Origin of the sequence: Pantoea sp. AN62, from assembly GCF_050432985.1 — a bacterium.
Classification (GTDB): domain Bacteria; phylum Pseudomonadota; class Gammaproteobacteria; order Enterobacterales; family Enterobacteriaceae; genus Pantoea; species Pantoea brenneri.
This window is the reverse complement of record NZ_JBNPYB010000008.1, coordinates 129,687-153,312: the sequence shown is the minus strand read 5'-3', so window position 1 is coordinate 153,312 and position 23,626 is coordinate 129,687. Positions and strand designations below refer to the sequence as shown.

Genomic DNA, 23,626 nt, shown 5'->3' with positions numbered 1-23,626 from the left:
GAATGCCGCACCGGTGGCGCAGGCCACGGCGTGACGGGGAAAGGAAATTAAGGATCGGGAGGATTAACGGTGACGCTGCCGGTTCAGGCGTTTCATGCTTTCGATGGCTGCGGCGCGTTTCTGCCAGGCGCTCACGGTTTTACCCGCGCCTGCGCCGGTGAGTCTGCCGGTCGCCGCTGCGACGGCCATGCCGCCTTTCGCAGTCAGGCGGGCACCGCCCTTTACCCCCGCTCCGGCGAGGTCGGCGGATTTGTTCGCCAGTCCGCTCAGGCCACTCATGGCTGCCCCCTGCAGCACCGCCTGTACGGCGGCCCCGCTGAGTGCGCTGGCGAGCTTCGCGGAGAACCAGACCATCACACCTGCCGCTATCCCGGCCAGCAGGCACTGCGCCGCCAGCGTGACCATATTGGTTTCAGCGGATGTTTTTGTTGCAGCATCCAGTATCTTATTCAGGTAATTAATGGCGATACGGATGGATAAGGCGGAAAACATGATCGTTAATATTGCCGCAAAAATCGTTTTCAGCCAGTTATCAAACATCGGTTTAAGAAAACCGTACAGCAGGCAGAAAATAAAGAGCGGCGCGGTGGTGGTCATTAACAGGATGGTGATTTCGGCGAGCAGGTTGACAAAGGTGGCTGCCATCAGCAGGACAATAGAGCCGCCCCATACCAGCACTTCGGCAAGGCCGCCATTCAGTTTGACGTAAGTTGATGTGTCCATATTAAATAACTTTTGCCCCAGCGCCTGTGCCTTTCCCCAGACAGTATCGAGCAGCGCCCAGATATTATCATCGCCGCTGACACCGTCTTTGAGTCCCTGGATAGCCGCTACCGCCATATCAAGCCAGCCATCCCGGTTTAACACAAAGGTGGTGATCAGCAACATTCGCCCCACATCCCAGACGACATCTTCAACCGGGGTCCGGAGTTTGCCAGCCAGTGTCTGATAACCGCGATACAGTATAAATAAGGTAAAAGAGCTGACAATGATGACGCTGATCATCGTGCCGTAAGTGGAAGACTGACCTTCCAGTACAGCATTCAGTCCATCCATGATGTTTTTGTCCATACCAACAAAAATACCACCGGACATGGTGCCTCACCTGATATTTAAAGAAAGGAAATAAAAAAACAGGGAGAATTCCCTGTTTTGTTGGAGGAAATATTATTACTATGTCACTGCATTTCGTTTTGCAGCTTCCTGCTGAAATATCGCCTCGAATTTTTCCTTAACCCCGGGCTGGCCTTCCTGTGCAAACATAAGTGCTGCCCGGTGGGCAAATTCGCAGTTATCGCTTGCCTCGCCATCCTTCAGGCATTGCGTATAAACCGCATAAGTTTCGTCAGGATGTTGCTTATACCAGGCTTCGGATTTGGTTTCCTTGCAGCCGGACAGTAATATCACGCCTGAGAGTGTGCATAAGGTGAATAAGGATCTGAGCACGGATAACCTCCTTATAAATTATTAAGGTCAGCAACAGGTGCCGTTAGCTGCTGCTGTTCAAAGGCTTTCTGTCTTTGCTGTTCCAGCAATGTCGTTCGCTGTTCAGCCTGCCTGACAGACATCTCCCACTGATTCGTCAGCGCATTTAACTGTACGCTTTTCGCCGCGATGGCGTTAGCCAGATCCTGAGACTCTTTCGAGTCCTGCGCATTCGATATACGGTCAGATAAGTCTGATATATCGCTGAGTGTGCTGTTAATCCTGTTTTCAACGTCAGTGGTATTCTCAATCGCCATTGCTTGATTGAGGATTATCTGTTTGCAACTGTCGGCCAGGGCCTGATATTTTATTCCTTCCTGTTCCTCGCTGCATACGCTGAACGATTTGTATTTACTGTAAAGGTGTTGCAGTTCATAAGAATATGAACTGTTCTGCGTGGTCAGCAGATCATCCAGTGAAATACCGTTCTTACGGAGATTATCAATATCGGTTTTCAGGCTTCGGGCATCACTGAGAAAACCCTGAATATCCCGCACGCCGGTTGCGGTAGCCAGTTGTTTCTTATACGCATTAAGTTCGCTTTTATAATGGGTAACCGTACCCTCCCATTGCTGTAGTTTCTGCATCCACTGGTTAATGGATTCGGTATTCTGCACGGCGTCGAAAACCGGTATTCCGGCGCTGAACGCCTGCGCCGAGAAAAATAACAATAATGCCAGACGGTGATTCCTGGAACGCATTGATAGTACCTCAGGTTGGCTTTCAGATTGCCCGGTCAAAAAAAGTATCTTTCCATTCATCAGGTCGCATACCATCCTGATAAATGGCATCGAATATTTTCAGGTTGTCCTCACTGCCGCTGAGAAGCCGGGTGAATTTACCCATCCCGGACAGATCCATTTTCGCCATCGCCACAAACGGGCGGGTTTCCCCGGCCCGCAGCGGTGTTTTCAGGATGACCATATAATGCTCGCCCGGATCCAGGTTCCTGACCGTGTCATAAACACTTTCCGGCACTTTCATTTTCTCCACGTAATCCGCATGGCTGGCTTTCGGGTTGGCGAGGAAAATCTGGGTACCGCACTGCTCAATAATCGCCGGGGCGATGGGGTGTCTGACGATTTCATCCGGTGACTGTGTTGCCGGAACGAAGATACCGTTCAGCTTTCGGATGACTTTCAGCATATTGAGGGAGAAGCGGGAAAATTCGACATCGGCCAGCCAGCGCCAGAACTCATCCATAAACATCACCAGGCGGCGACCATCCAGAAGACTGGTCACACGGTACAGAAGGTAAAAGGTCACGGGGCCGCGAATATCGTCATCATCCAGAAATTCGGTGCCGTCGATACCAAAGTTATCGACATCGCTGATGGTGAAAGTATCGGCCTCGTTATCAAACACCCAGCCGAACTCGCCCCTCTGCGCCCACTGTTTCAGGCGAATACGCAGCCCGTTGGTGCGGGCGTCTGTGGTCGGCGGCTCCGGCAGCACTTCCAGCAGCCGGGTGATCCCGTACCGGCGGTACTCCGGCGGATAGTCCAGCATGATGGTGTCCACGGCGGCACTGATCCGCTCCTCATCGCGCGGATCGAGCGGCTTACCGTTGCGGCGGCACAGCATGCGCACCAGCCGTTTGATGAAACTGATGTTCCGGCGGGTTGGCTCCAGCGCAAACGGGTTGAAGCCGGTGGGCTCGCCGGTATGGATGCGGAAATAACGCCCGCCCGCCTGGCGGATCGCCATCTCCGCCGCCCGGTCCTTATCGAAATACACCGTGGTCAGCCGTTTGATGGTGGCAGAAGGCGCAAACGACGCCGGGTTACGGTACTTCTGCATCAGTTGTTGCATAATGGTCATCAGCAGGGTTTTGCCGGATCCGGTTTTCCCGATAATCGCCGTATTCCCCGGCGTTTTCTCACCGGTGTCATCCCGCCCGGCCTGGCTGTCGTGCAGGTTCAGGTAATACCCGCCACCGCCGGGAGATGTGAGGATGGCGATGGCTTCCCCCCACGGATTACCGCTGCGTTTGTGGGGATGGAAGTTATGCAGGCAGGCTATATCGGCAAAATTCTGGCTGCTGACGGCCACCAGTCGGGGTCGCAGCGTATACACGCCCGGCAGTTGCGCCAGATACGCGGCGGGCAGTGACAGGGTGGAGAGCGTTGTCATAATACCAAGATCGGCGAAGGGCTGGGCCAGAACGTTAGTGTCCTTCACCACCTGTCCGGCACTGTCTGAGGAGATCAGCAGGGAAAAGTGGAATTTACCGCACGACACATGTCCGGACTGGAGCAGGTCGCGCAGGACAATCAGCTCTTCGCGCTGGGAAGTCGCGTCGTCGTCCGTGGAGTTAAGCCGTTTTTCCGCCAGACGGATATGATTCTGCGCCTCATCCCGTGCCATGCAGGTAAAGGACTGCGTCAGAACATACTCGCTTTCGGCGTACAGCAGCGCATCCAGCATACCGGTATGGGTTTCCGGGGAATAATCCTTAATCTCCAGGCTGCGGAAGAAACGGGAACCGCTGACCGTCTGGCATTCACCGGTGTCGGTGGTGAAAAAGACGTCTGGCGTACTGAGCGTTTCATAAAATGGTGAGCGCGTTACGGCCACCTTCTGCCACTGACCGGTAAGCAGACGATGGAAGAACGCCAGTTGTGAGGAATACACCCGCCCGTTTTCTTCATATATCCCCAGCGGCGTTGCCATATAGCGGGATAATGAAGATTCCAGTGCTTCGCGGTATTCCAGCATGATTTTGAGCGCGTCATCCAGTGCTGCCTGGCGTTTACTGTGCGACTGCGCTTTCATGGTTTTCTTCTCAATCTGAGAGAACGGCGCGTAGCAGACGGTGAAAAACAGCCGGTGCCGCCATAACGGTTTGTCTTTTACCGGCTGGTAATACCGACGTGTTACCTCATCGGAAAAGGGAATACCCGAACAGGCTTCAAAAACATCATGGTATTTTTCACGGAGCCGGTGAATATAGAATGTTACCGGCAGACCCTCATACGAACGAATAACGTTATTCAGGTGCGTGGCCATCAGGGTCAGGTGATGTTCGTCTTCACATTCAAAGACTGTGCCGTCCAGCTCCCAGGTGGCAACCAAATCACGGTGACGGTTTCTGATGACGTAAGGGTGAATATGGGAGGAGTACGGAATATATTTATCCAGCGTAATACGCTCGTTTAATTTCATTTTCTGAATAAACTCCGAGACATCAACGTTATCGTACTGGTTTGCCAGCAGGGCATTCGCGCCAAAATGGGTATTGGTGAAAAGCCGCCCACGGGTTTTAAACGCCAGCCAGAGCAGACTGAAATAATGAATGTCCTTTCGGGTTTTATTTTTCATTTCCGCCCATGCAGGAATGAGCATAATCGCCAGGTAATAGCTGACATAGACTGCCAGCAGGACGATGGCCCCGCTGACGAGAACGAACGGCACCAGAGGAATACCCATAATGGCGGCAGGCCGCGTGAGTGCTTTATTCAGCGTAGCCATCGTTGCCTCCCTTATGACGCCCAGTAGGCACCGAAGCCGGACGCGCCGACGATCAGGATCGCGCCGATGATGATGTTACGCATGTCATGCAGGCTCTTGCCGTCGAACAGCACCTTGTAGCCCACCCACATAGTCGCCAGTGTGATGGTGACGGCGGCCAGTCCCAGCAGGCCGGTCGAGGTATTGCTCAGTGTTTCATTGGCCTTGTTAAAACCACTGTTCGCCGCCAGCACCGGGGCAGACAGCAGCACGGAAACAACAGCGGAGTAACGGCGTTTACGCATGATCATTTCTCCTCATCAGGGATAACAGGGATAGCGCCGCGAATGACGGAATCGGGATAATGCAGGGAAGTCAGGATCGGCGCAGTGGCACCGGCAGGCTCGCCGCGCAGCACAACGGCGGGATAACGGGCAGACGGTTGTGTGCTCGGGTCAGGGGCTCGCTGCCGGTCTTCCCGGGTGGACGGGACGACATAGCCAATGCGCTGTACGTAGCTGGTCTGGTTAAAGGCGGATTCCGGTCGCTGACCGGTTTCAAAGTTGCCGGAGTAGTAACAACTGAGCGCTCGTTTCAGAGTGCTACCGCGCCGGTAACAGTCGGCGAGAATGCGCTCAAATACCGACAGATTGATGCAAGGGTTAAGTAAGTCGCTGGCCGTGACGCCGTAATGGCGGAAATTGGTGCTGGTGATTTGCATCAGGCCGACCGAATAGCGTCGGCCTTGCGCCGCCAGCCGTCCGGTGAGGCTCATCGCCTCATCATGGCTTGCGGGAAAATGTGAAATCACACCTTTGCCGCCCGGCACGATTTCAGCAATGGCGTAAGGGTGAAAACCGGATTCGACCCGTGCCACATCAAGTGCCGTGGACGGGTGAACACTGGTGGCGCACTGCGTCGCCAGCGCCAGAAAGGCTGTGGTGGAAAGCATAGTGGCCTCGTAACCGTGGGTCCGGCAGCGTATACAAAAACACGTTACCGGGGAGAAGGACAAAAGCGGGTTAAACGGCTGCGGCATCCTGTGAAATGTCACTCTCTTCTCTCGGTTCAAGCAGTACCAGCCTGCCTGAAACCGCAATACCGGGGATCAGCACGATATTCAGGCCAGGCTTACCGTTATGTGCGAAGGCCACACCAACCCTGGTCCAGTACGTGTTTTTCTCGCCCTGTGCATCGGGCTGACTTTCCTGAGTGATAAAGACGTGATAATTGGGTTTTCTCATGGTATTTCCTTTAATAAAATAGCCGTGAAAGCAATAAAAAGGTCACATCCCGGTTCTGCATTCCGGTTTTAACGGGTCAGCGAGAACATTCAGCGGCACCCTGAATTGTGGTTACGTGACAGCCCGATCCAATTTGTTAAAGAACAATCCCCGGCCTGGACGAATGAACGTCCATCAGGGCAACCATGTTGTTATGGCATTTTCAGAATCAGATATTCAGTGCGGGATATAAACGATAAATTCAAAACAAAAATAAGAGAGATAAACTGGCGAGGATTATCAGATGCGGAAAGAGGGAGAAGGATGCAGAACAGATAATAAAGAAGGCATTCTATTTTAATGGAAACAGAAAGACGTGCAGAGAAATAATATCCCCGAACGTCTTTATCGCTATTATTAGCGTCTGCGATGCTCAAGTTGTTCCTGACATTCTGTACAGGTGGTTATGCCCGGCAGAGTCTGCCGTCGTTTTTCAGGAATAGGTTTACCACATATACGACAGTGAAATAATGATGGTGTTGAACCCGGCTTAAAACGGTTCTGCTCAATCATCTCCTCCAGTCGCTGTTCATTAAATTCCTGATCGCGGTCGATCTCATCCGGCATGGAGAGTCCTCCTGCCAGTAGCGGCTTCCTGTTCGCACAGTGCGATACGTTTCCAGACCGTGGTGAGTGACAGCGCTTCGGCCTCTGGCTGCAGGATTTCCGTCACCTGCATCATGGTGATCAGTGCATCGGGCGATTCAAGGTTTTCTACCCTGCGCTGCTGCCATTGCAACCAGATAGCCACATCTGTCTTTTCATCCGGTTCAGGCGTTCGGCCATACGGCACGCTGACACCCAGCAACCGACGGCGAAGGCAGACTTCATTGGAGGTGAGACCAAAATAGTGGTTCATCAGTGCGATGGAGCCGCCCAGTCGTATGGCCCGGTCAATTAGTTGTCGGCGCTGTTCTTCCTGACCAGAATGGGCCAGCAACTGGTGCAGAACATCGTGGCGTAGCGAGACTGCGATAAAAGGCGCGGCTGCTCGGCTCAGCGTAAAGAGTGCATCTGGCGAGAGCTGGCTGAGGGCATTCATTTCGTCAAATGTGAAACCGAGATCTTCACAGTGACGAATATTGCCTTCATTAAGCGCCTGCAGGGCATTGGTGAGTACGGCGTAATTTAGTGAAGGGATCATAATATGTATTCCGTATATTTTGTTCAACAGGCAAGATAGATGCAGAAATATCTGGGTATATAGCCTGTTGGAGGGTATTTAGTTGAATCAGTTGCTTTAATTCGCCTTCCCTTGACCGCGTTTAGCGCCGGGACAATTTAATATTGATCCATTCGTCAATTTCTGATTCCAGCCAGGCCACACTGGCTGGTCCGATTTTTATTGAACGAGGAAATGTACCCTCTTTCATATACAGATAGATTTGTGAACGTTTCAAGCCGGTTTTTTCTTCAACCTTTTTTAAGCGTAATAACTGATGTGATGTCATGATTGTCTCCTGTAGCAAAACAAACATTGGTATGCCTGGAGATAATAAAAAAGCATAACGGAAGGAGAAGTGGTAGTGGTAAACCCCGTATTACGGGGTTTAATAAACTAAATACGGGATCATATTGTTGACAGATAAACACAATATCAATTTAATAAGGATGAGGACGGAGGGGAGCCACGCTCTAGTGCTGTTTTTAAAGTATCACCGCTTAGACGGTCAGTGATACCATCAGCTGCCGCCCATTCTTCAAAAATTGTCAATAATTTATAGGGTTGTTTTATTAATGGACTGATAACATCATTGTGCCTACAAGCGAGCCAAAATAACCTTGACAAGGGTGTGGATATTCTAGTTGAAGAGGGGAGGGATTTCTCTGTAACCTGGGTGCTAATTAGTTTCTCAATCTCTGAGTAACGAATAACAAAGCAGGAATCCTGAGGCAAATTATAGAGGGGGAAATATTCTTGCTTTGTATTTTGATTTATCGTTCCCTCTGAAGAAATTCTCTCCATAATATCAAACGCCAGATCTGTTGGTAGGTTTTTTATTTGATGTTCAATTCTACACTTCCAGGTTGTTTTTTCAAACAGCTGAAAAACTTCATTGGACATAGTAACAGTGATGCCATAATTTACCGTGTTTTTCCCAATAATTGGTAATGGTATATTCAATGAGCATGCGAGAAATTGCTTTATTAAAATACATTCAAACCCAATAAGTGATGTATCAATAATATTTTGTGTGGAGTGGACGTATCTGCCCTCAGTACTGAAAATTGAGTCCCATCCATTAATAAAGCTATTTTTTTCTAGCAGACATAAACGATGAATCAATGTCCCTCTAGCTGGATGCATTTTTACTTTTTGAAATGCATATTTTATTTTTCTCAGAATAATTGGAGATTGAAAGTATATGGCGAGATTAATTTTATTATATAATGCATAACGGTAAATATCACTCTCTTTGATTCTTTCGTTGCTCTCTGTATTAATTATGTTAACGGCTTCTTGTATGGTTACCCAGTCAGGTTTCGGAAGCGAACCGTTTATGATCTCGCTGCTTTTCAACATGAAAAACTCCTTTTACATATTTTTCTATGCAAAACTTAAATTACGATTCACTGTTTCATTATTCATGAATATTATCGATAATGTACAAATGAACCCTATTTTATAAAGTAAAGAGTTTAAAAATAAAATTGTTAAACTAGTTTTTAGTTCGCTATGAAATTTTCTCTCGTAACTATGGATGAGGAGACAATTTCCTGAGAGCATAATGAAGGATGAACTGAATAATATTAAGACTAACGAAGATAAAACTCTATGAATAAAATATCGAGCCGAAATAATAAAGAGTAGTAGTACAAGATCTTTATGGCGAAAATTTTCATATTTTCGTTTGTAGGATCCCTGTTGAGAGAATTCAATAGTAATCCAATCTTTTATGTTGCAAGGGTTATGTTTGAGGCAGTTGCTTGAGCGCTGCTTTGGCTCATAGATGCTTCCTGGTGCTGGTAGAGAAATTGCCTCCCAGTGCTCCATTAGTTCTGAAAACCTTACTACTCCGATCATGCTAACGTCTCCTGACTAAAACGAACGGTACGGTTCGATTTGATCAGGATAGACAAAATTTCTGTCAAGAGGCAAGTTAGGGCGCTAACTAAATTTAGTCGCCTGGAGTTATAGAGAAGAACGATTCGGAAAATGTAATCCACTTGATGGTAGTGTTCCATATAATAATATGGAACAAATTGATAATATTATAAACTCCTGAGCATCTTCTAATTTCTTTAAAACTGGAGATTATAATTATCCTTTACGAAAGGCTAATAAAAAGGCATTGACCGCATCCTTTGCCCATTGATCACGCTGTGCAGCAGAAGTGGAAGATTTTGGATGCATTAAGCACTGTATTTGAGGCTCACCGCGTACCATATTCACGAATAAGGAAGCAACTGCATTTCGCCCAATACCACCTAACGAGATTTCTCCTTTAGATTCAGCTTGTTGTAGTATTTCTTCAACAATGTTATTTATCTTTTCTGGACCTGCTAAATAGAAACGTCTACCTAATTCAGGAAAACGCGGTGTTTCAGAAGCTACAACACGGTAGAGAGCGAGGCCATTTTCCGAAAGCACAATATCCAGATACGTTCGGGCTATTTTAAATAATTTATCATAAATATCTTTTCCCGAAATTTTAATTTTATGTACTTTTTGAAGAAAACGCTCACATTCTATTTCAATCACTGCTGTAAATAATGCTTCTTTATTTGGATAATATGCATATACGGTTGATTTTGAGACTCCAGCAGCCTGTTGGATCATATCTGTTGATGCTGCTGCATAGCCTCTTTCCAGAAAAATAGCTTTTGCTCCTTCAAGCACGCGTTGTGCTTTTTCAGGTAAGTTACTAACTATATCATTAGAAAGTATTTTATTTTTTCTTCTAGTGTCAATTGAGGTCTTTGTTGATACCGACATCTGCACTTCCTTATCCGGAATAAAGCTTGATCTTACCATAAGATGAAACTCGAAATCATATCGTTCAGGCCTGAGTGCTACTCACGTATTTTTGCGACGTAGTTGAGTGAAATTTGGTCTTGACTGTACCGAACCGATCGGTTTACTTTGTTCGCCGTAAACTAGAATAAACAGGGCGATCAAGAATGAGGTGTGTGTCAGGTTACAGATTTGCACATGGGACGAAGTCAGTAAGGTACCGTCCGCATTATCTGAAAGGATGTGTTATCTCCGTGCTCAGTCTTGCTTTGGGGTCATGTGCTGCGATCCCCGATCTGGGAACTGCTCCTCAGCCGGAGCAGGCTGCGGCGCTGATTTCACAACGCAGTTTTTCCGCTCCGCATGCTGACTGGCCGCAGGAAAAATGGTGGATGGCCTTCGGCGATACGCAGCTTAACCAGCTGATGAGTGAAGCCACCGCGCATTCACCTTCTCTGGCACAGGCAGAAGCCCGGGTGCGTGAAGCCACGGCCAGAACCGGTGTCGCCCGTTCCCGGTTATACCCGTCAATGGACGCCAGCGCGTCCATTGATAAAGAGAAGCTCAGCTACAACTACATCTACCCTAAAACAGCCGTGCCGCACGGATGGAATGATATGGGGCAGGCCAGCCTCAACTTTAGCTGGGAACTGGATTTCTGGGGTAAAAACCGGGATGCGCTGCGTGCCGCGACATCCGAAGCCAGCGCTGCTGAGGCAGATGCCGCCGCCGCGAAACTGATGCTGACGACGATGCTCGCGGACGCTTATATCCGTCTGCAGTACCAGTATGACAGTCGTGACATTGCGGCCCGACAACTGCGTAACCGGACGGATACCGTCAGGCTGGTGCAGTTACGCCATGCTCAGGGACTTGATTCCAGAGTCTCCGTGGAAGAAAGCGGTGCCCGGCTGGATGTCGCCAGAGCGGCGCTGGCTGAAGCCGATGAGCAAATCAAATTAACCCAAAACGGCATCGCGGCTTTACTGGGCCGGGGGCCGGACAGAGGGCTGGATATCCTCAGACCCCGGTTGCAGATGCGCCGCCCTGTCGGGTTACCTGATGCGCTGAACGCAAACCTGCTCGGACGCAATCCGGAAGTGGTGGCCGCACGGTGGCGGGTTGAAGCCGCCGCCAGCAATATCGGTGTTGCCAGAGCGCAGTTTTACCCGAACGTGAACCTGATGGCCTTCGTCGGATACCAGTCACTGGGGCTGAATAACCTGTTCAGCTCGGGCTCTGATATCGGGAGCGTCGGACCTGCCATCAGCTTACCCCTTTTTGAAGGCGGGCGTTTACGCGCCAACTATAAAGGTGCGAGAGCGGAATATGAATATGCGGTGGCGTCGTATAACGAGGCGCTGACACAGGCATTACGTGAAACTGCTGATGTTACACGGAGCCTTGCTGCTCTGGTGGGCAGGTCAGAAGCAACCGCATCTGCTTTGTCCCACAGCGAGGAAGCTTATCATCTGGCAAAAGCCCGGTATCAGGGGGGGCTGGCCGATTATCAGGAAGTTCTCATTTCTGAAGATGCGTTACTCCAGGCTGAGCTGGCGAATACAGCCATGCATTCCCGGGGTTATGTCTTGGATATGTCACTCGTCAAGGCCCTTGGGGGCGGATTTGAATCCAGTTCAACATTTGATGCGCAGGTGAAACCGTAATGACTGAAGATAAAGATAAAAACGGCCCACAGGATATGGACAGGGCTCTGGATAACACGAATGCAAAACCGGATAGCGGTGATAAAAAAAAGCATCGCCGTAAATTATTCGCTTTGTTTGGTGGCGTCCTGATTCTTATCGCCATCGGTTATGCCATCTGGCTGATTTTCTTTGCCGGTAAATCCGTCTCAACGGATAACGCCTATACCGCTGCCGAAGTCGCAGACGTCACGCCGCTTGTCGGCGGACCGGTGAAGAAAGTAAATGTGGTCAACACGCAGCTTGTGCATGCCGGTGATGTACTGGTCGTGCTTGATGAGACGGACGCCAGAATTGCGGTGTCACAGGCTGAAGCTGAGCTTGGCAGCGCCCGGCGGAAGGTGATGCAGATTATGGCCAATGACACCGCTCTGAGCGGACAGCTTGATTCGCGTGAAGCAGGTATTCAGAGCGCCGAACATGATGTGGCGAGGGCACGAGCCCGGTTTGATAAGGCCACCCTTGATGAGCGACGTCGCCGGAATCTGGTGAAAGCCGGGGCCGTATCTGAGCAGGATTTTACGGATGCGCAGACAGAATTACGGGAGGCAACGGCCGCGCTGGGAGAAGCGGAAGCCAGTCTGAAAGCTGCTCGCGCTGGCAGTGTCGAAGCAAAAGGATCCCGGCAGGCGAACGAGGCCCTGTTTCTGAACAGTACCGTTGAAACTAACCCCATTGTGGTGGCGGCCAGAACCCGTCTCGATCAGGCCCGTATAAACCTGGCGCGTATGGTTATCCGGGCCCCGGTGGATGGAGTGGTAACACAGCGCTCAGTGGATATCGGGCAGCATGTTCAGGCTGGAAACCGGCTGATGCGGGTTGTGCCCATCGAGGATATTTATGTTGATGCGAATTTCAAGGAAGGTCAGCTCAGCGACGTCAGACCGGGCCAGAAGGTAGAGCTGACTTCAGACCTGTACGGCAGCGGTGTTGTTTATCACGGTGTGGTTCAGGGATTTGACGGAGGCTCCGGTTCCGCGCTTTCACTGATACCGGCGCAGAATGCCACGGGTAACTGGATTAAGGTCGTGCAGCGACTGCCGGTGCGTGTTCGTCTGGAGCGGGAAGAACTGCGTAAAAATCCTCTGCGCATCGGGCTGTCCATGGAAGTGACGGTGGACCTGACATCGAATGCCAGAGATGACCACACGGAGAAATAAGGTATGTCTGGTTCAGCATTTCCACCTCTGTCCGGATTCAAACTGGTTGTTGCGGCAATCGTGCTCTCGCTCGGGAATTTTATGGTGGTACTCGATACCACCATTACTAACGTCGCGATGCCCACAATATCCGGTTACCTGGGCGTGTCGACAACAGAAGGAATCTGGATCATCACCGCCTATGCGGTGGCTGAAGCCATCACGGTGCCGCTGACCGGCTGGCTGGCGATGCAGTTCGGTCAGGTGCGCGTATTCCTTTTTTCTGTTGTTGCATTTGTGATTTTTTCTGTCTGCTGCGGTCTTTCCTGGTCACTACCGAGCCTGGCCATTTTCCGTGTGCTGCAGGGGCTTGCCGGTGGCCCGCTGATCCCGCTTTCTTCCACGTTGCTGCTTGCAGCCTTCCCGAAGAAACAGGCCAACATTGCCGTGGCGCTCTGGGGAATGATGACGGTAGTAGCGCCTATATTCGGTCCGATACTGGGTGGGCTTATCTCGGATAACTGGAGCTGGCAGTGGGTATTTTACATCAATATCGGCTTTGGTCTGATTGTGGGGTTTGGGACCTGGTGGGTGCTGAAGGGGAAAGAAACACATATCAGCCGTTCCCGGCTGGACAGCGTGGGGCTGGGTCTGCTCGTCATCTTTGTGGCAGCCTTTCAGATCATGCTGGATAAAGGACGTGAACTGGACTGGTTTTCCTCGGATATTATCATTGTCTGCGCCATTGTGGCCGCTATTGCCCTGATCTCGCTGATTATCTGGGAGCTCACCGCTGAGCAACCGGTGCTGGATCTGAGCGTATTTAAGTCACGTAACTGGGTGGTATCTACCGTCACGCTCTGTCTGATGTTCGGTATTTTCTTCGGGAATATCGTGCTGACCCCCCTCTGGTTACAGCAATGGATGGGATACACGGCAACCTGGGCCGGGTATGCGACGGGCCCCATGGGGATCCTGGCCGTCCTGAGCTCGCCCATAATTGGTCGTCTGCTGCCGAAGGTCGATCCCCGTCTGCTGGTGAGCTATGGCATGGGGGTACTGGCGGTCTCCTTTGTGATGCGTGCCCTGCTGACGTCGCAGGCTGACTTTATGTCAGTTGCCGTTCCCATGTTCGTTCTGGGGGCCGGAGTTCCCGCCTGCCTTATCACGCTCACCTCGCTGGGCGTGTCCGAACTGCCGCCGGAGAAAGTGGCAGCCGGTTCCGGGCTGCAGAACTTCCTGCGTGTCATGTGCATGGCGGTAGGCTCTTCCCTGACCCAGACCTACTGGGAACATATGACAAAATTTAACCGAGCGGAGCTGGTGACGGCAATCAATCCTGACGTGCCAGGGATTGTCAGCAACACGCTGGGCGCGGCCGGTATTCCGACAGACACGTCAGCGGCTCTGTTTTCGAGAATGATCGACAGTCAGGCCATCATGCTGGCAACGAACGATTTCTATCAGTCGGCCACCGTTCTGATGCTGGGGTCCATAGGCATTATCTGGCTAATCAAAAAACCGAAAGGGCCGCTTCAGAAGATGTCGGGCCATTAAATAACAGGAATGGCGGTAGCGGGAATGAGAAGGGCAGAGTATCTCCCCGTGAAAAGGTTTCATTATTTATTGCCGGTCTGCAAGTCCGTGAAATGAGGTTGTCCCATGCGATATCATAAATATAAGACCATTGTGAAATGCCTGCCGGTAATAACAGGGACGTTATTACTAAGCGGATGTCATGCTGTTTTACTTGATCCCAAAGGGCAAATCGCTATTGAACAACGGGCGCTAATCATTACGGCTTTTTGTCTGATGTTAGTGGTCGTTATTCCCGTGGTTCTGATGGCAGTTGTGTTTACCTGGAAATACCGGACCACGAATACCACGGCGAAATATACGCCTGACTGGTCCCACTCCAATAAAGTGGAGGCGGTGGTCTGGACGGTGCCCGTCCTGATTATTCTGTTTCTGGCCGTGCTGACATGGAAGTCCACCCATGCGCTTGACCCATCCAGGCCACTGACCTCTGCGGTGAAACCCATCGATATCGAAGTCATCTCCCTGGACTGGAAATGGTTGTTTATTTATCCCCAACAGGGCATTGCCACCGTCAATCAGATTGTATTCCCGGTAAATACCCCCTTGAATTTGCGTATTACATCCAATTCCGTGATGAATGGCTTTTTTATTCCGGCACTCGGCAGCCAGATTTATGCGATGCCGGGCATGCAGACCCGGCTGCATCTGATCGCCGGTGAAACGGGAACCTTCAACGGAATCTCGTCCAGTTACAGCGGCAGGGGCTTTTCCGGCATGAAATTTAAAGCGACTGCCGTACCGGATAATACCGCGTTTGAACAGTGGATCGCTGATGTGAAGAAATCACCGGATATGCTGCTCGGTCCGGCTGATTTTGAAAAACTGGCTGAGCCTGACGAAAACCACCCGGTTGAATTCTTCTCTGTCATCGATCCGACGTTGTTCAGATACGTGACTGAAAAATTTAAAGCACACGATCACGATAAGGAGACGGGAATGACTGGGTCAGAGCCGGAACAACACCTCTCACACAGAGCGCGGGGAAATTAATTATGCTCACAGGAAAACTGACGCTGGATGCCATACCTGAGGACCCGATTGTCAGGGTAACGATCGTTGCTATTCTGATACTTGGTGTGGCAATTGTTGCCGCCATCACATATTACGGTAAGTGGAAATATTTATGGTCCGAATGGCTGACCTCCGTTGACCATAAAAAGCTCGGGATCATGTACATCATCGTCGCGTTCGTGATGTTACTGCGCGGCTTTTCCGATGCAATCATGATGCGCAGCCAGCAGGTACTGGCCTCATCCGGAGTGGAAGGGGCGGGGTATCTGCCGCCCTGGCACTACGATCAAATTTTTACGGGTCACGGTGTAATCATGATTTTTTTCGTGGCGATGCCTTTCGTTATCGGCCTGATGAATATTGTGGTGCCCCTGCAGATTGGCGCGCGTGATGTGGCTTTTCCTTTCCTGAACAACCTGAGTTTCTGGTTAACGGTGGTAGGCGTGGTGCTGGTTAATCTCTGCCTGGGAGTGGGGGAGTTTGCGACCACCGGCTGGCTGGCATATCCGCCGCTTTCGGAGTTAGCGTACAGTCCCGGTGTCGGGGTGGATTACTGGATATGGACACTCCAGCTGTCGGGGATCGGGACCACACTGACCGGGATTAACTTCTTCGTCACCATACTGAAAATGCGTGCACCGGGTATGACGATGTTTAAGATGCCGGTGTTCACCTGGGCGTCGTTGTGTACCAACGTGCTGATTATCGCTTCTTTCCCTGTGCTGACCGTCACGCTGACATTGCTGACCCTTGACCGCTATCTGGGCTTCCATTTCTTCACCAATGATATGGGCGGCAACATGATGATGTACGTCAACCTGATTTGGGCGTGGGGCCATCCGGAAGTGTATATACTGGTGTTGCCGGTCTTCGGGGTCTACTCGGAAGTGGTGGCAACCTTTTCCAGGAAACGTCTGTTCGGTTATACCTCGCTGGTGTGGGCAACGGTCGCCATCACTTTGCTTTCCTTCCTGGTATGGCTGCATCACTTCTTCACCATGGGAGCCGGTGCGAACGTTAACGCCTTCTTCGGGATCATGACGATGATTATCGCTATCCCGACTGGTGTGAAAATCTTCAACTGGTTGTTCACCATGTATCAGGGGCGCATTCAGATGCACTCCGCTATGTTATGGACGGTAGGTTTTATTGTCACCTTTTCTATAGGGGGTATGACCGGCGTCCTGCTGGCCGTGCCGGGAGCTGACTTTGTCCTGCACAACAGCCTGTTCCTGATTGCCCACTTCCATAATGTCATTATCGGCGGAGTGGTGTTCGGCAGTATGGCTGGTGTGTCCTACTGGTTCCCGAAAGCGATGGGGTTCACCCTGAATGAAAAATGGAACAAGAGGGCGTTCTGGTTCTGGATCATCGGATTTTATGTGGCGTTTATGCCGCTCTATGTGCTGGGGTTCATGGGGATGACCCGCCGCTTGAGTCAGAATATTGACCCCCAGTTCCATCCCCTGCTGGTCGTGGCAGCCAGCGGTGCTGCGCTGATAGCCTGCGGGATACTGTGCCAGGTCATTATGTTCTGGGTGTCGGTGCGCGACCGCCACGAAAACCGGGATATGACCGGCGACCCGTGGGGCGGACGGACACTGGAGTGGTCCACCTCTTCCCCGCCGCCATTCTATAACTTTGCTGAAGTGCCTTTTGTCCACGAACGTGATGCGTTCTGGGAAATGAAGGAAAGAGGGGAGGCATACAAGCAACCTGCTAACTATGCCGAAATCCATATGCCGAAAAACAGCGGGGCGGGGCTGATTATTGGTCTGCTCTGCATCGGGTTTGGCTTCGGGGCTATCTGGCATATCTGGTGGCTGGCGGGATTGTCATTCCTCGGGATTATCCTGACCTGGGTTATTAAAAGCTTCGATGAAGATGTGGATTATTACGTACCCGTCGCCGAGATAAAAAAAATCGAGGATCAGCACTTTGCAGAAATAAACAAAGCCGGTGTGACATATGGTAAGTGAAGCCCTGGATTCATCCTTCCGCACCCGTGCTGAGCACGGGCATCAGGGTACAGGTACCAGTAAGGTCTTCGGCTTCTGGATCTACCTGATGAGCGACTGCATTATCTTCGCCACCCAGTTCGCGACTTACGGCGTCATGGTTCATAACATTGCAGGTGGTCCGGCGGGTAAGGATATTTTCGAACCTCCGTTTGTACTGGCGGAAACTGTGCTGCTTCTGTTTAGCTCGATTACCTATGGTTTTGCTGTTATCAGCATGGATAAAGACCGCGAGGGCGGTGTACTTGGATGGCTGACCCTGACATTTCTGTGTGGTCTGGGTTTTATCGGAATGGAAGTCTGGGAGTTCAGTCACCTGACTGCTGAGGGTTTCGGCCCACAGCGCAGTGGCTTCCTGTCAGCGCTGTTTACTCTGGTGGGCACCCATGGTCTGCATGTGACATGTGGACTGATCTGGATGCTGATCCTGATGTATCAGGTTGCCCGACGAGGTCTGTCAGGATTCAGTCGCCCCCGTCTGATATGCCTGAGTCTGTTCTGGCATTTCCTCGATGTCATCTGGATTTGCGTGTTCAGTATTGTTTACCTGATGGGAGCAATGCCATGAGACATTCTGCAGACGCACAGGGCGTAGCTTACGGCAATACGATGTCTTATATAACCGGCTTTCTCCTGTCGGTCATTCTGACGGTGATCCCGTTCTGGCTGGTTATGGACAGTGGTGTTTCCGCAGGGATCATCGCAGGCGGGGTCATGACGTGTGCCGTTGTTCAGGTGCTGGTACATCTGGTGTATTTTCTTCACCTGAATGCTTCTTCTGAAATGCGCTGGAACCTCGTAACCATTGTCTTTTCCGCTGTCATTATCTTTATCATTATTACCGGGTCGTTGTGGATCATGTGGAATCTCAATCATCAGATGATGTGAACAGGGCTTTGGCCTTTCTGTTATTCCTGTCTGCCTCATTGTGGGGGGCTATATATGGACATAAAAAAAATACGGAAGGAAAAGATAAACCGACTTGTGGTGTATGAAATTATGCAATGGATTGATGAGCATCTGGAGGAGCCGCTGAAGGTTGAGGATGTTTCTGCAAAAGCTGGTTATTCAAAATGGCATTTTCAACGGATGTTCAAGGAGGTGGCAGGAATAAGTCTAGGGAAATATATAAAGCTTGAAAAACTAAGACGTGCTTATTTTTTACTGGAGAATACGGATATACCCGTCATAGAGGTGTGCTTTATGCTCGGGTTTACCAGTCAGCAGGTATTTACCCGAGCGATGAGAAATGAAATGCATCATACACCAGGGGCTGTCAGAAGGAATAAACCTGTTCTGAAAAAGAGTTCTGGTATAAAGCGTGATGAGTTATAACCCTCTGTGAATATCATACCCCTCATTGTTTTGTTCTAAAATTACAGGGCGGATTTTAATACCAACTGACAAGGATAAATGGAAGGGGAAATACCATGAAGAAGATACAGAAAAATAACAACAGCATCTGCGTTGTCAGATGCTGTTGTTATCGTAATCCTGATTAGTTTTTTGCTGACTCAGGTAGCTTCATGACTGATATTTTTACTATATATATATGGGGGAACATAGTTTTCCCGGCACGTATAAAGATAATCAGACCACCACTGCATCATCGCTTTACGGGCTTCCAGATGTTCAGCTTTGTGGATATAAGCTATCCGCACGCTGTTGCGTTCCTGATGACTCATTTGGCGTTCAACAGCATCCTTCGACCAGAGTCCGGATTCCATTAAGGCGCTGCATGCCATTGCCCGAAAGCCATGGCCGCAAATGTCCATTTTTGTGTCATAGCCCATCAGTCGCAGTGCCTTGTTGACTGTATTTTCACACATTGGCCTGTAAGGGTTATGGTCACCGGGGAACACTAGTTCCAGATGACCTGAGATTTCCTCTACTTGTTTCAGGATAACGATGGCTTGCCGGGATAATGGAACAATGTGGGGCGTGCGCATTTTGGCTCCGCGTCCGGAATAACGAACACCGGGAAGAGCTTCGCGGGTAGCGGGGATGGTCCAGATACAGTTCCTGAAATCAAACTCGCTCCATCGGGCGAAACGCAGTTCACTGGAACGGATAAACAGGTGAAGGGTCAGAAGGACCGCTTGACGGGTTAACCCTCGTCCCTGCTGATAACCATCAATGCGCCCCAGCAATTCCGGCAGGCGTTCCAGCGGCAGGGCGGGGTAGTGGCGCTTAACGGGGGGCGCTGTCACGCCGTCAAGGTTTGCCGCCGGGTTGCTGTCAATGAATCCCTGATGAACCGCATGACGCATGATGTTACAGAGGTGCTGCCGCGTGCGGGACGCGACTTCCAGCAGACCTTTTTTCTCAATGCTTTTCAGCAGGTCAATGAAATGACGGGGTTTAAGTTCCGTGACGGACAGATGTCCGATAACCGGAAAAATATGATTGTGCATGCTGGCAAGCAGACGGTCAGCGGTATTCTGCGACCATTTTTTATTGCTTTTATGCCACGCCAGCGCCACTGTCTTAAAGACCTTTTCCGGTGAGCGGGCGGCTCTTTCGGCTATACGTTGCTGAGCGGGGTTAATGTTCTGCGCCAGCAACTTGCGGATACCGTCTCGTTGTTGCCGGGCGTCGGAAAGGGATACATCGGGATAAGCGCCTAAGCCAAGGCGGGATTCTTTACCGTTAATTCGATACTTAAGATACCAGAGACGTGAGCCGCCTGGATTGACCAAGAGGTATAGACCGTGTGAATCGGAGACTTTGAAGGATTTTTCAGAAGGTTTGAGACTGCGGATTTTCGTGTCGTTGAGAGACATATGGGGGTCACTCCATAATCGAACCAAACTGACCCCAAATCTGACCACCAAATTCTCCCGATGCGGAGGATAAAATCAAAATGCATCGGGAAGAGTTTTCACGCTAACCTGTTGAACCAACATCATATAATGATTCGCAAGGATGCATGAAAGCAGGAAATTGGCTCCTCTGACTGGACTCGAACCAGTGACATACGGATTAACAGTCCGCCGTTCTACCGACTGAACTACAGAGGAATTGCTGGAACGGGGCGAATATTAGCGGCGTGGGTTCAGCTTGTCAAAGCTCTCTTTGATGAATTGCGTTCAGATGCTCGTAAAAGCAGCGGATCGGCGTTTTTTTAGGGTTTTCGGTGACTTTTCAAACTGCCAACAGGATCTCAATTTAAAGGCATTTCTCCACAGATGTTAGATGCGTGTCAAAGTTTTGTTATTTGGCGATGTTAAAACAATCATTTCAGTGCTTTTATGATAAAAATTTCAAAACGTGATTATATGGAATAAATAAACTGCTTATCATCACGGACGCAACCTTTCTGAAAAAGTAAAACGTCATTTTGAAATTAACTGTTTGTGAATCAAGTGATTGTGAAAAGGAGTGGTCGGTCACAAAAATAGCCAGAAGCGGAAGTCTTACCTCAAATTTACCGAAACAGACGCCAGCCCGGTTGGATGAATGTAAAAGATATTTTTCATTCGCAGTGTCAGCCACTGAGCAAGTTAACAAATAAGAAGGGTCCCTATGAACATTAAAAAAACGATTGTCGCCTCACTGTTAGCCTGCATGTTGCCTGCCGCCGTCATGGCAAAAGATCTCTCGGTTGGTGTCTCTATGGCACTGTTTGACGACAACTTTCTCACCATCCTGCGCACCTCAATGCAGAAAGAGATGCAGAAAGATGGCGTTAAAGGTCAGGTAGAAGATGCCAAAGGTGACGTTTCACAGCAGCTGCAACAGGTTCAGACCTTCATCGGTCAGGGCGTTGACGCCATCATCGTCAACCCGGTCGACACCAACGCGGTGAAGCCGATTATGGATCAGGCCAGTAAAGCCGGTATCCCGCTGATCTTCGTTAACCGTCGTCCACAGGCTGAGCTGACCGACAAAATGGCCTACGTCGGTTCCGATTCCGAACTGGCCGGACGTTTACAAATGGAAGCACTCGCCAAAGCGATGAACGGCAAAGGCAACGTCGCCATTCTGATGGGCGACCTGGCGAATGAATCGACCCGTGACCGCACCAAAGGGGTAGAAGAAGTCGCCGCAAAATTCCCCGGCATCAAAATCGTGCAGAAGCAGACCGCAAAATTCATGCGTAACGACGCGGTGGATGTGGTCAGCAACTGGATGACCGCTGGCAACGACATCAACGCCATCGCCTCAAACAACGATGAAATGGCAATCGGTGCCTTACAGGCGCTGGGTAAGAATCCCGACAAAATCCTGATTGCTGGCGTCGACGGCACGCCAGATGCGTTACAGATGCTGAAGCAGGGCAAGATGATCGCCACCGTGTTCCAGGATGCGCAGGGCCAGGGTGAAGGCGCGGTTCAGGCTGCGGTGAAACTGGCGAAGGGCGAAAAAGTACAGAAAGTTATCAATATCCCTTACCAGTTGATTACCAAAGAAAATATGGACCAGTTTACCCAGCGTAATCTGAAATAATCGTTCCCGACCCAGCTGTACGGAGGTGATGTATGACCGCTTTTGCGCTTGAAGCCGAAGGCATCAGCAAGTTCTTCCCCGGGGTGAAGGCACTCGACAACGTCTCGTTGCGGGTGCGTCCGGGAACGGTACATGCCTTGATGGGCGAAAATGGCGCGGGCAAATCCACTTTAATGAAGTGCCTTATCGGGATGTATCGTCCCGATAAGGGTACCATCCGCATTAAAGGGGAGCCGGTGCAGTTTCAGGACACTATGGATGCCTTGCGTTCCGGTGTCTCGATGATCCACCAGGAACTGAATCTGGTGCCGTACATGACGGTGGCCGAGAATATCTGGCTGGGTCGTGAACCGATGAAGTTTGGCTTTGTCGATCACGCCCGCCTGAATCAGATGACGCAGACGCTGCTGAACCGACTGAACATCCGCCTGAAAGCCGATCGTATGGTCGGCGATCTGAGTATCGCATCGCAGCAGATGGTGGAAATTGCCAAAGCAGTCTCGTGGGATTCCGACATCGTCATTATGGATGAGCCCACCTCCGCGTTAACTGAAACGGAAGTTGCGCATCTGTTCACCATCATCCGTGACCTGCGTGAGCAGGGCAAAGCCATCATTTATATCAGTCACAAGATGGATGAGATTTTCGCCATCACCGACGAAGTGAGTATTTTCCGCGACGGCAGCTGGATTGGCAGCGACCAGACGGCGAAATACACCCGCCAGTCATTAATCACCCAGATGGTCGGGCGTGAACTGACCCAGCTGTTCCCGAAATTCAACAACGATATCGGCGAAGATGTGCTGACGGTTCGTAATCTGAGCTGTAAAGACCGCTTCACCGATATCAACTTCAGCGTTCGCCGTGGCGAGATCCTCGGTGTGGCCGGTCTGGTAGGCGCGGGCCGCAGCGAGGTGATGGAAAGCCTGTTCGGCATGGAAAGCTTCGATAGCGGTGAAATTTTAATTGATGGTGTGCCGGTCAATATCGACTCGCCGTCCACCGCGATTGAGAAGGGGATGGCGTTTCTCACCGAGGATCGCAAAAAGTCCGGGCTGTTTCTGGTGCTATCGGTGATGGAGAACATGAGCATCGTCAACATGCCGGAGTACAGCGGGAAAAGTGGTTTTGTCAGCCATGTGAAGATGGCGCAGGACTGCATGGATCAAATCCGACGACTCAACATCAAAACCCCGACCATGGATCAGATCATCAACAACCTCAGCGGCGGCAATCAGCAAAAGGTATTGATTGCCCGCTGGCTGCTGGCGCAACCCAAGATCCTGATTCTGGATGAACCGACGCGCGGTATCGACGTCGGGGCAAAAGCGGAGATTTACCGCTTAATCAGTGAACTCGCCAACCGTGGCGTAGCCATCATTATGGTGTCGTCTGAATTGCCGGAAATTCTCGGCATGAGCGACCGGGTAATGGTGATGCACGGCGGGCGTATAACCGGCATCCTCGATAAAGAAGAAGCCGATCAGGAAACCATTCTGTCGTTGGCATCCGAGTGAGGCGCGAGACAACT

23 protein-coding genes and 1 tRNA gene are annotated in these 23,626 nt (G+C 50.6%); 10 read left to right on the top strand and 14 right to left on the bottom strand.

Features of this window, described 5'->3' with window-relative positions; genetic code table 11:
• Window positions 1–63: 63 nt before the first annotated feature.
• From FHW04_RS11530 to FHW04_RS11475, 12 genes are all read right to left on the bottom strand, one after another.
• Window positions 64–1,095, bottom strand: coding sequence for a type IV secretion system protein (locus FHW04_RS11530; protein WP_003036377.1), 1,032 nt, complete (start codon window positions 1,093–1,095; stop codon window positions 64–66).
• Between the two features lie 78 nt (window positions 1,096–1,173).
• On the bottom strand, window positions 1,174–1,446 hold the full coding sequence (locus tag FHW04_RS11525; protein WP_003036380.1) for an EexN family lipoprotein: 273 nt from the start codon (window positions 1,444–1,446) through the stop codon (window positions 1,174–1,176).
• A gap of 11 nt (window positions 1,447–1,457) precedes the next feature.
• Window positions 1,458–2,186 (bottom strand): type IV secretion system protein, encoded by a 729-nt coding sequence (locus FHW04_RS11520; RefSeq protein ID WP_003036383.1) that lies wholly within the window; start codon window positions 2,184–2,186, stop codon window positions 1,458–1,460.
• A gap of 22 nt (window positions 2,187–2,208) precedes the next feature.
• Entirely contained in the window at window positions 2,209–4,956 is a 2,748-nt protein-coding gene (locus FHW04_RS11515) for a VirB3 family type IV secretion system protein (RefSeq protein WP_003036386.1), read from the bottom strand.
• A gap of 11 nt (window positions 4,957–4,967) precedes the next feature.
• Complete coding sequence (locus tag FHW04_RS11510; RefSeq protein WP_003036389.1) at window positions 4,968–5,246, bottom strand: TrbC/VirB2 family protein; 279 nt, start codon at window positions 5,244–5,246, stop codon at window positions 4,968–4,970.
• Entirely contained in the window at window positions 5,243–5,887 is a 645-nt protein-coding gene (locus FHW04_RS11505) for a lytic transglycosylase domain-containing protein (RefSeq protein WP_003036391.1), read from the bottom strand. Before FHW04_RS11505 ends, FHW04_RS11510 begins: the two co-directional genes overlap by 4 nt.
• Before the next feature lie 70 nt (window positions 5,888–5,957).
• Window positions 5,958–6,179: a hypothetical protein gene (locus FHW04_RS11500; RefSeq protein WP_003036394.1), complete on the bottom strand. Its 222-nt coding sequence runs from the start codon at window positions 6,177–6,179 to the stop codon at window positions 5,958–5,960.
• Window positions 6,180–6,575: 396 nt separating this feature from the next.
• Entirely contained in the window at window positions 6,576–6,785 is a 210-nt protein-coding gene (locus tag FHW04_RS11495) for a TraR/DksA family transcriptional regulator (protein ID WP_003036397.1), read from the bottom strand.
• Entirely contained in the window at window positions 6,775–7,362 is a 588-nt protein-coding gene (locus tag FHW04_RS11490; RefSeq protein WP_003036399.1) for a DUF2857 domain-containing protein, read from the bottom strand. The genes FHW04_RS11495 and FHW04_RS11490 overlap by 11 nt, the downstream gene beginning before the upstream one ends.
• Before the next feature lie 121 nt (window positions 7,363–7,483).
• A complete protein-coding gene (locus FHW04_RS11485; RefSeq protein ID WP_003036401.1) occupies window positions 7,484–7,669 on the bottom strand; it encodes an AlpA family transcriptional regulator in 186 nt (61 codons plus the stop codon).
• 146 nt (window positions 7,670–7,815) lie between these two features.
• Window positions 7,816–8,742 (bottom strand): hypothetical protein, encoded by a 927-nt coding sequence (locus FHW04_RS11480; protein WP_003036404.1) that lies wholly within the window; start codon window positions 8,740–8,742, stop codon window positions 7,816–7,818.
• 738 nt (window positions 8,743–9,480) lie between these two features.
• Entirely contained in the window at window positions 9,481–10,155 is a 675-nt protein-coding gene (locus tag FHW04_RS11475; protein WP_003036407.1) for a TetR/AcrR family transcriptional regulator, read from the bottom strand.
• A 185-nt stretch (window positions 10,156–10,340) separates the two neighbouring features.
• Between FHW04_RS11475 and FHW04_RS11470 the strand changes: the two genes are divergently transcribed.
• The 8 genes from FHW04_RS11470 to FHW04_RS11435 all read left to right on the top strand — a co-directional run bounded on the left by FHW04_RS11470 (window position 10,341) and on the right by FHW04_RS11435 (window position 18,981).
• Entirely contained in the window at window positions 10,341–11,840 is a 1,500-nt protein-coding gene (locus FHW04_RS11470; protein WP_135708294.1) for an efflux transporter outer membrane subunit, read from the top strand.
• Complete coding sequence (locus FHW04_RS11465; RefSeq protein WP_003036413.1) at window positions 11,840–13,039, top strand: HlyD family efflux transporter periplasmic adaptor subunit; 1,200 nt, start codon at window positions 11,840–11,842, stop codon at window positions 13,037–13,039. The genes FHW04_RS11470 and FHW04_RS11465 overlap by 1 nt, the downstream gene beginning before the upstream one ends.
• A gap of 3 nt (window positions 13,040–13,042) precedes the next feature.
• A complete protein-coding gene (locus tag FHW04_RS11460) occupies window positions 13,043–14,575 on the top strand; it encodes a DHA2 family efflux MFS transporter permease subunit (RefSeq protein ID WP_023137328.1) in 1,533 nt (510 codons plus the stop codon).
• Between the two features lie 105 nt (window positions 14,576–14,680).
• Window positions 14,681–15,607 carry a ubiquinol oxidase subunit II gene (gene cyoA / locus FHW04_RS11455; RefSeq protein ID WP_023137327.1) on the top strand — a complete coding sequence of 309 codons (927 nt, stop codon included), beginning with the start codon at window positions 14,681–14,683 and terminating at the stop codon, window positions 15,605–15,607.
• Window positions 15,608–15,609: 2 nt separating this feature from the next.
• On the top strand, window positions 15,610–17,607 hold the full coding sequence (cyoB, locus tag FHW04_RS11450) for a cytochrome o ubiquinol oxidase subunit I (protein ID WP_023137326.1): 1,998 nt from the start codon (window positions 15,610–15,612) through the stop codon (window positions 17,605–17,607).
• Window positions 17,597–18,214, top strand: a complete 618-nt coding sequence (gene cyoC, locus FHW04_RS11445; RefSeq protein ID WP_023137325.1) for a cytochrome o ubiquinol oxidase subunit III — start codon at window positions 17,597–17,599, stop codon at window positions 18,212–18,214. The genes cyoB and cyoC overlap by 11 nt, the downstream gene beginning before the upstream one ends.
• Complete coding sequence (gene cyoD, locus FHW04_RS11440) at window positions 18,211–18,534, top strand: cytochrome o ubiquinol oxidase subunit IV (protein ID WP_023137324.1); 324 nt, start codon at window positions 18,211–18,213, stop codon at window positions 18,532–18,534. Before cyoC ends, cyoD begins: the two co-directional genes overlap by 4 nt.
• A gap of 54 nt (window positions 18,535–18,588) precedes the next feature.
• Window positions 18,589–18,981: a helix-turn-helix domain-containing protein gene (locus tag FHW04_RS11435; protein ID WP_003030860.1), complete on the top strand. Its 393-nt coding sequence runs from the start codon at window positions 18,589–18,591 to the stop codon at window positions 18,979–18,981.
• Between the two features lie 179 nt (window positions 18,982–19,160).
• Here FHW04_RS11435 and FHW04_RS11430 read toward each other — a convergent pair whose 3' ends face one another.
• Window positions 19,161–20,429, bottom strand: a complete 1,269-nt coding sequence (locus FHW04_RS11430) for a tyrosine-type recombinase/integrase (RefSeq protein WP_003030858.1) — start codon at window positions 20,427–20,429, stop codon at window positions 19,161–19,163.
• 161 nt (window positions 20,430–20,590) lie between these two features.
• Window positions 20,591–20,666, bottom strand: a tRNA-Asn gene (locus FHW04_RS11425).
• Between the two features lie 505 nt (window positions 20,667–21,171).
• Here FHW04_RS11425 and FHW04_RS11420 point away from each other — a divergent pair.
• Window positions 21,172–22,095 carry a sugar ABC transporter substrate-binding protein gene (locus FHW04_RS11420; protein WP_069729732.1) on the top strand — a complete coding sequence of 308 codons (924 nt, stop codon included), beginning with the start codon at window positions 21,172–21,174 and terminating at the stop codon, window positions 22,093–22,095.
• Window positions 22,096–22,127: 32 nt separating this feature from the next.
• Window positions 22,128–23,612, top strand: coding sequence for a sugar ABC transporter ATP-binding protein (locus FHW04_RS11415; RefSeq protein ID WP_031376308.1), 1,485 nt, complete (start codon window positions 22,128–22,130; stop codon window positions 23,610–23,612).
• Window positions 23,613–23,626: the final 14 nt, after the last annotated feature.

Coding starts and splice junctions, on each gene's coding strand:
- FHW04_RS11490 (WP_003036399.1), bottom strand. CDS start 7,362: ATGATCCCTTCACTAAATTACGCCGTACTCACCAATGCCCTGCAGGCG.
- FHW04_RS11510 (WP_003036389.1), bottom strand. CDS start 5,246: ATGATCATGCGTAAACGCCGTTACTCCGCTGTTGTTTCCGTGCTGCTG.
- FHW04_RS11430 (WP_003030858.1), bottom strand. CDS start 20,429: ATGTCTCTCAACGACACGAAAATCCGCAGTCTCAAACCTTCTGAAAAA.
- FHW04_RS11465 (WP_003036413.1), top strand. CDS start 11,840: ATGACTGAAGATAAAGATAAAAACGGCCCACAGGATATGGACAGGGCT.
- FHW04_RS11420 (WP_069729732.1), top strand. CDS start 21,172: ATGAACATTAAAAAAACGATTGTCGCCTCACTGTTAGCCTGCATGTTG.
- FHW04_RS11475 (WP_003036407.1), bottom strand. CDS start 10,155: ATGTCGGTATCAACAAAGACCTCAATTGACACTAGAAGAAAAAATAAA.
- FHW04_RS11460 (WP_023137328.1), top strand. CDS start 13,043: ATGTCTGGTTCAGCATTTCCACCTCTGTCCGGATTCAAACTGGTTGTT.
- cyoC (WP_023137325.1), top strand. CDS start 17,597: ATGGTAAGTGAAGCCCTGGATTCATCCTTCCGCACCCGTGCTGAGCAC.
- FHW04_RS11435 (WP_003030860.1), top strand. CDS start 18,589: ATGGACATAAAAAAAATACGGAAGGAAAAGATAAACCGACTTGTGGTG.
- FHW04_RS11500 (WP_003036394.1), bottom strand. CDS start 6,179: ATGAGAAAACCCAATTATCACGTCTTTATCACTCAGGAAAGTCAGCCC.
- FHW04_RS11480 (WP_003036404.1), bottom strand. CDS start 8,742: ATGTTGAAAAGCAGCGAGATCATAAACGGTTCGCTTCCGAAACCTGAC.
- FHW04_RS11515 (WP_003036386.1), bottom strand. CDS start 4,956: ATGGCTACGCTGAATAAAGCACTCACGCGGCCTGCCGCCATTATGGGT.
- cyoA (WP_023137327.1), top strand. CDS start 14,681: ATGCGATATCATAAATATAAGACCATTGTGAAATGCCTGCCGGTAATA.
- FHW04_RS11530 (WP_003036377.1), bottom strand. CDS start 1,095: ATGTCCGGTGGTATTTTTGTTGGTATGGACAAAAACATCATGGATGGA.
- FHW04_RS11505 (WP_003036391.1), bottom strand. CDS start 5,887: ATGCTTTCCACCACAGCCTTTCTGGCGCTGGCGACGCAGTGCGCCACC.
- FHW04_RS11520 (WP_003036383.1), bottom strand. CDS start 2,186: ATGCGTTCCAGGAATCACCGTCTGGCATTATTGTTATTTTTCTCGGCG.
- FHW04_RS11495 (WP_003036397.1), bottom strand. CDS start 6,785: ATGCCGGATGAGATCGACCGCGATCAGGAATTTAATGAACAGCGACTG.
- FHW04_RS11485 (WP_003036401.1), bottom strand. CDS start 7,669: ATGACATCACATCAGTTATTACGCTTAAAAAAGGTTGAAGAAAAAACC.
- cyoD (WP_023137324.1), top strand. CDS start 18,211: ATGAGACATTCTGCAGACGCACAGGGCGTAGCTTACGGCAATACGATG.
- FHW04_RS11415 (WP_031376308.1), top strand. CDS start 22,128: ATGACCGCTTTTGCGCTTGAAGCCGAAGGCATCAGCAAGTTCTTCCCC.
- FHW04_RS11470 (WP_135708294.1), top strand. CDS start 10,341: ATGAGGTGTGTGTCAGGTTACAGATTTGCACATGGGACGAAGTCAGTA.
- cyoB (WP_023137326.1), top strand. CDS start 15,610: ATGCTCACAGGAAAACTGACGCTGGATGCCATACCTGAGGACCCGATT.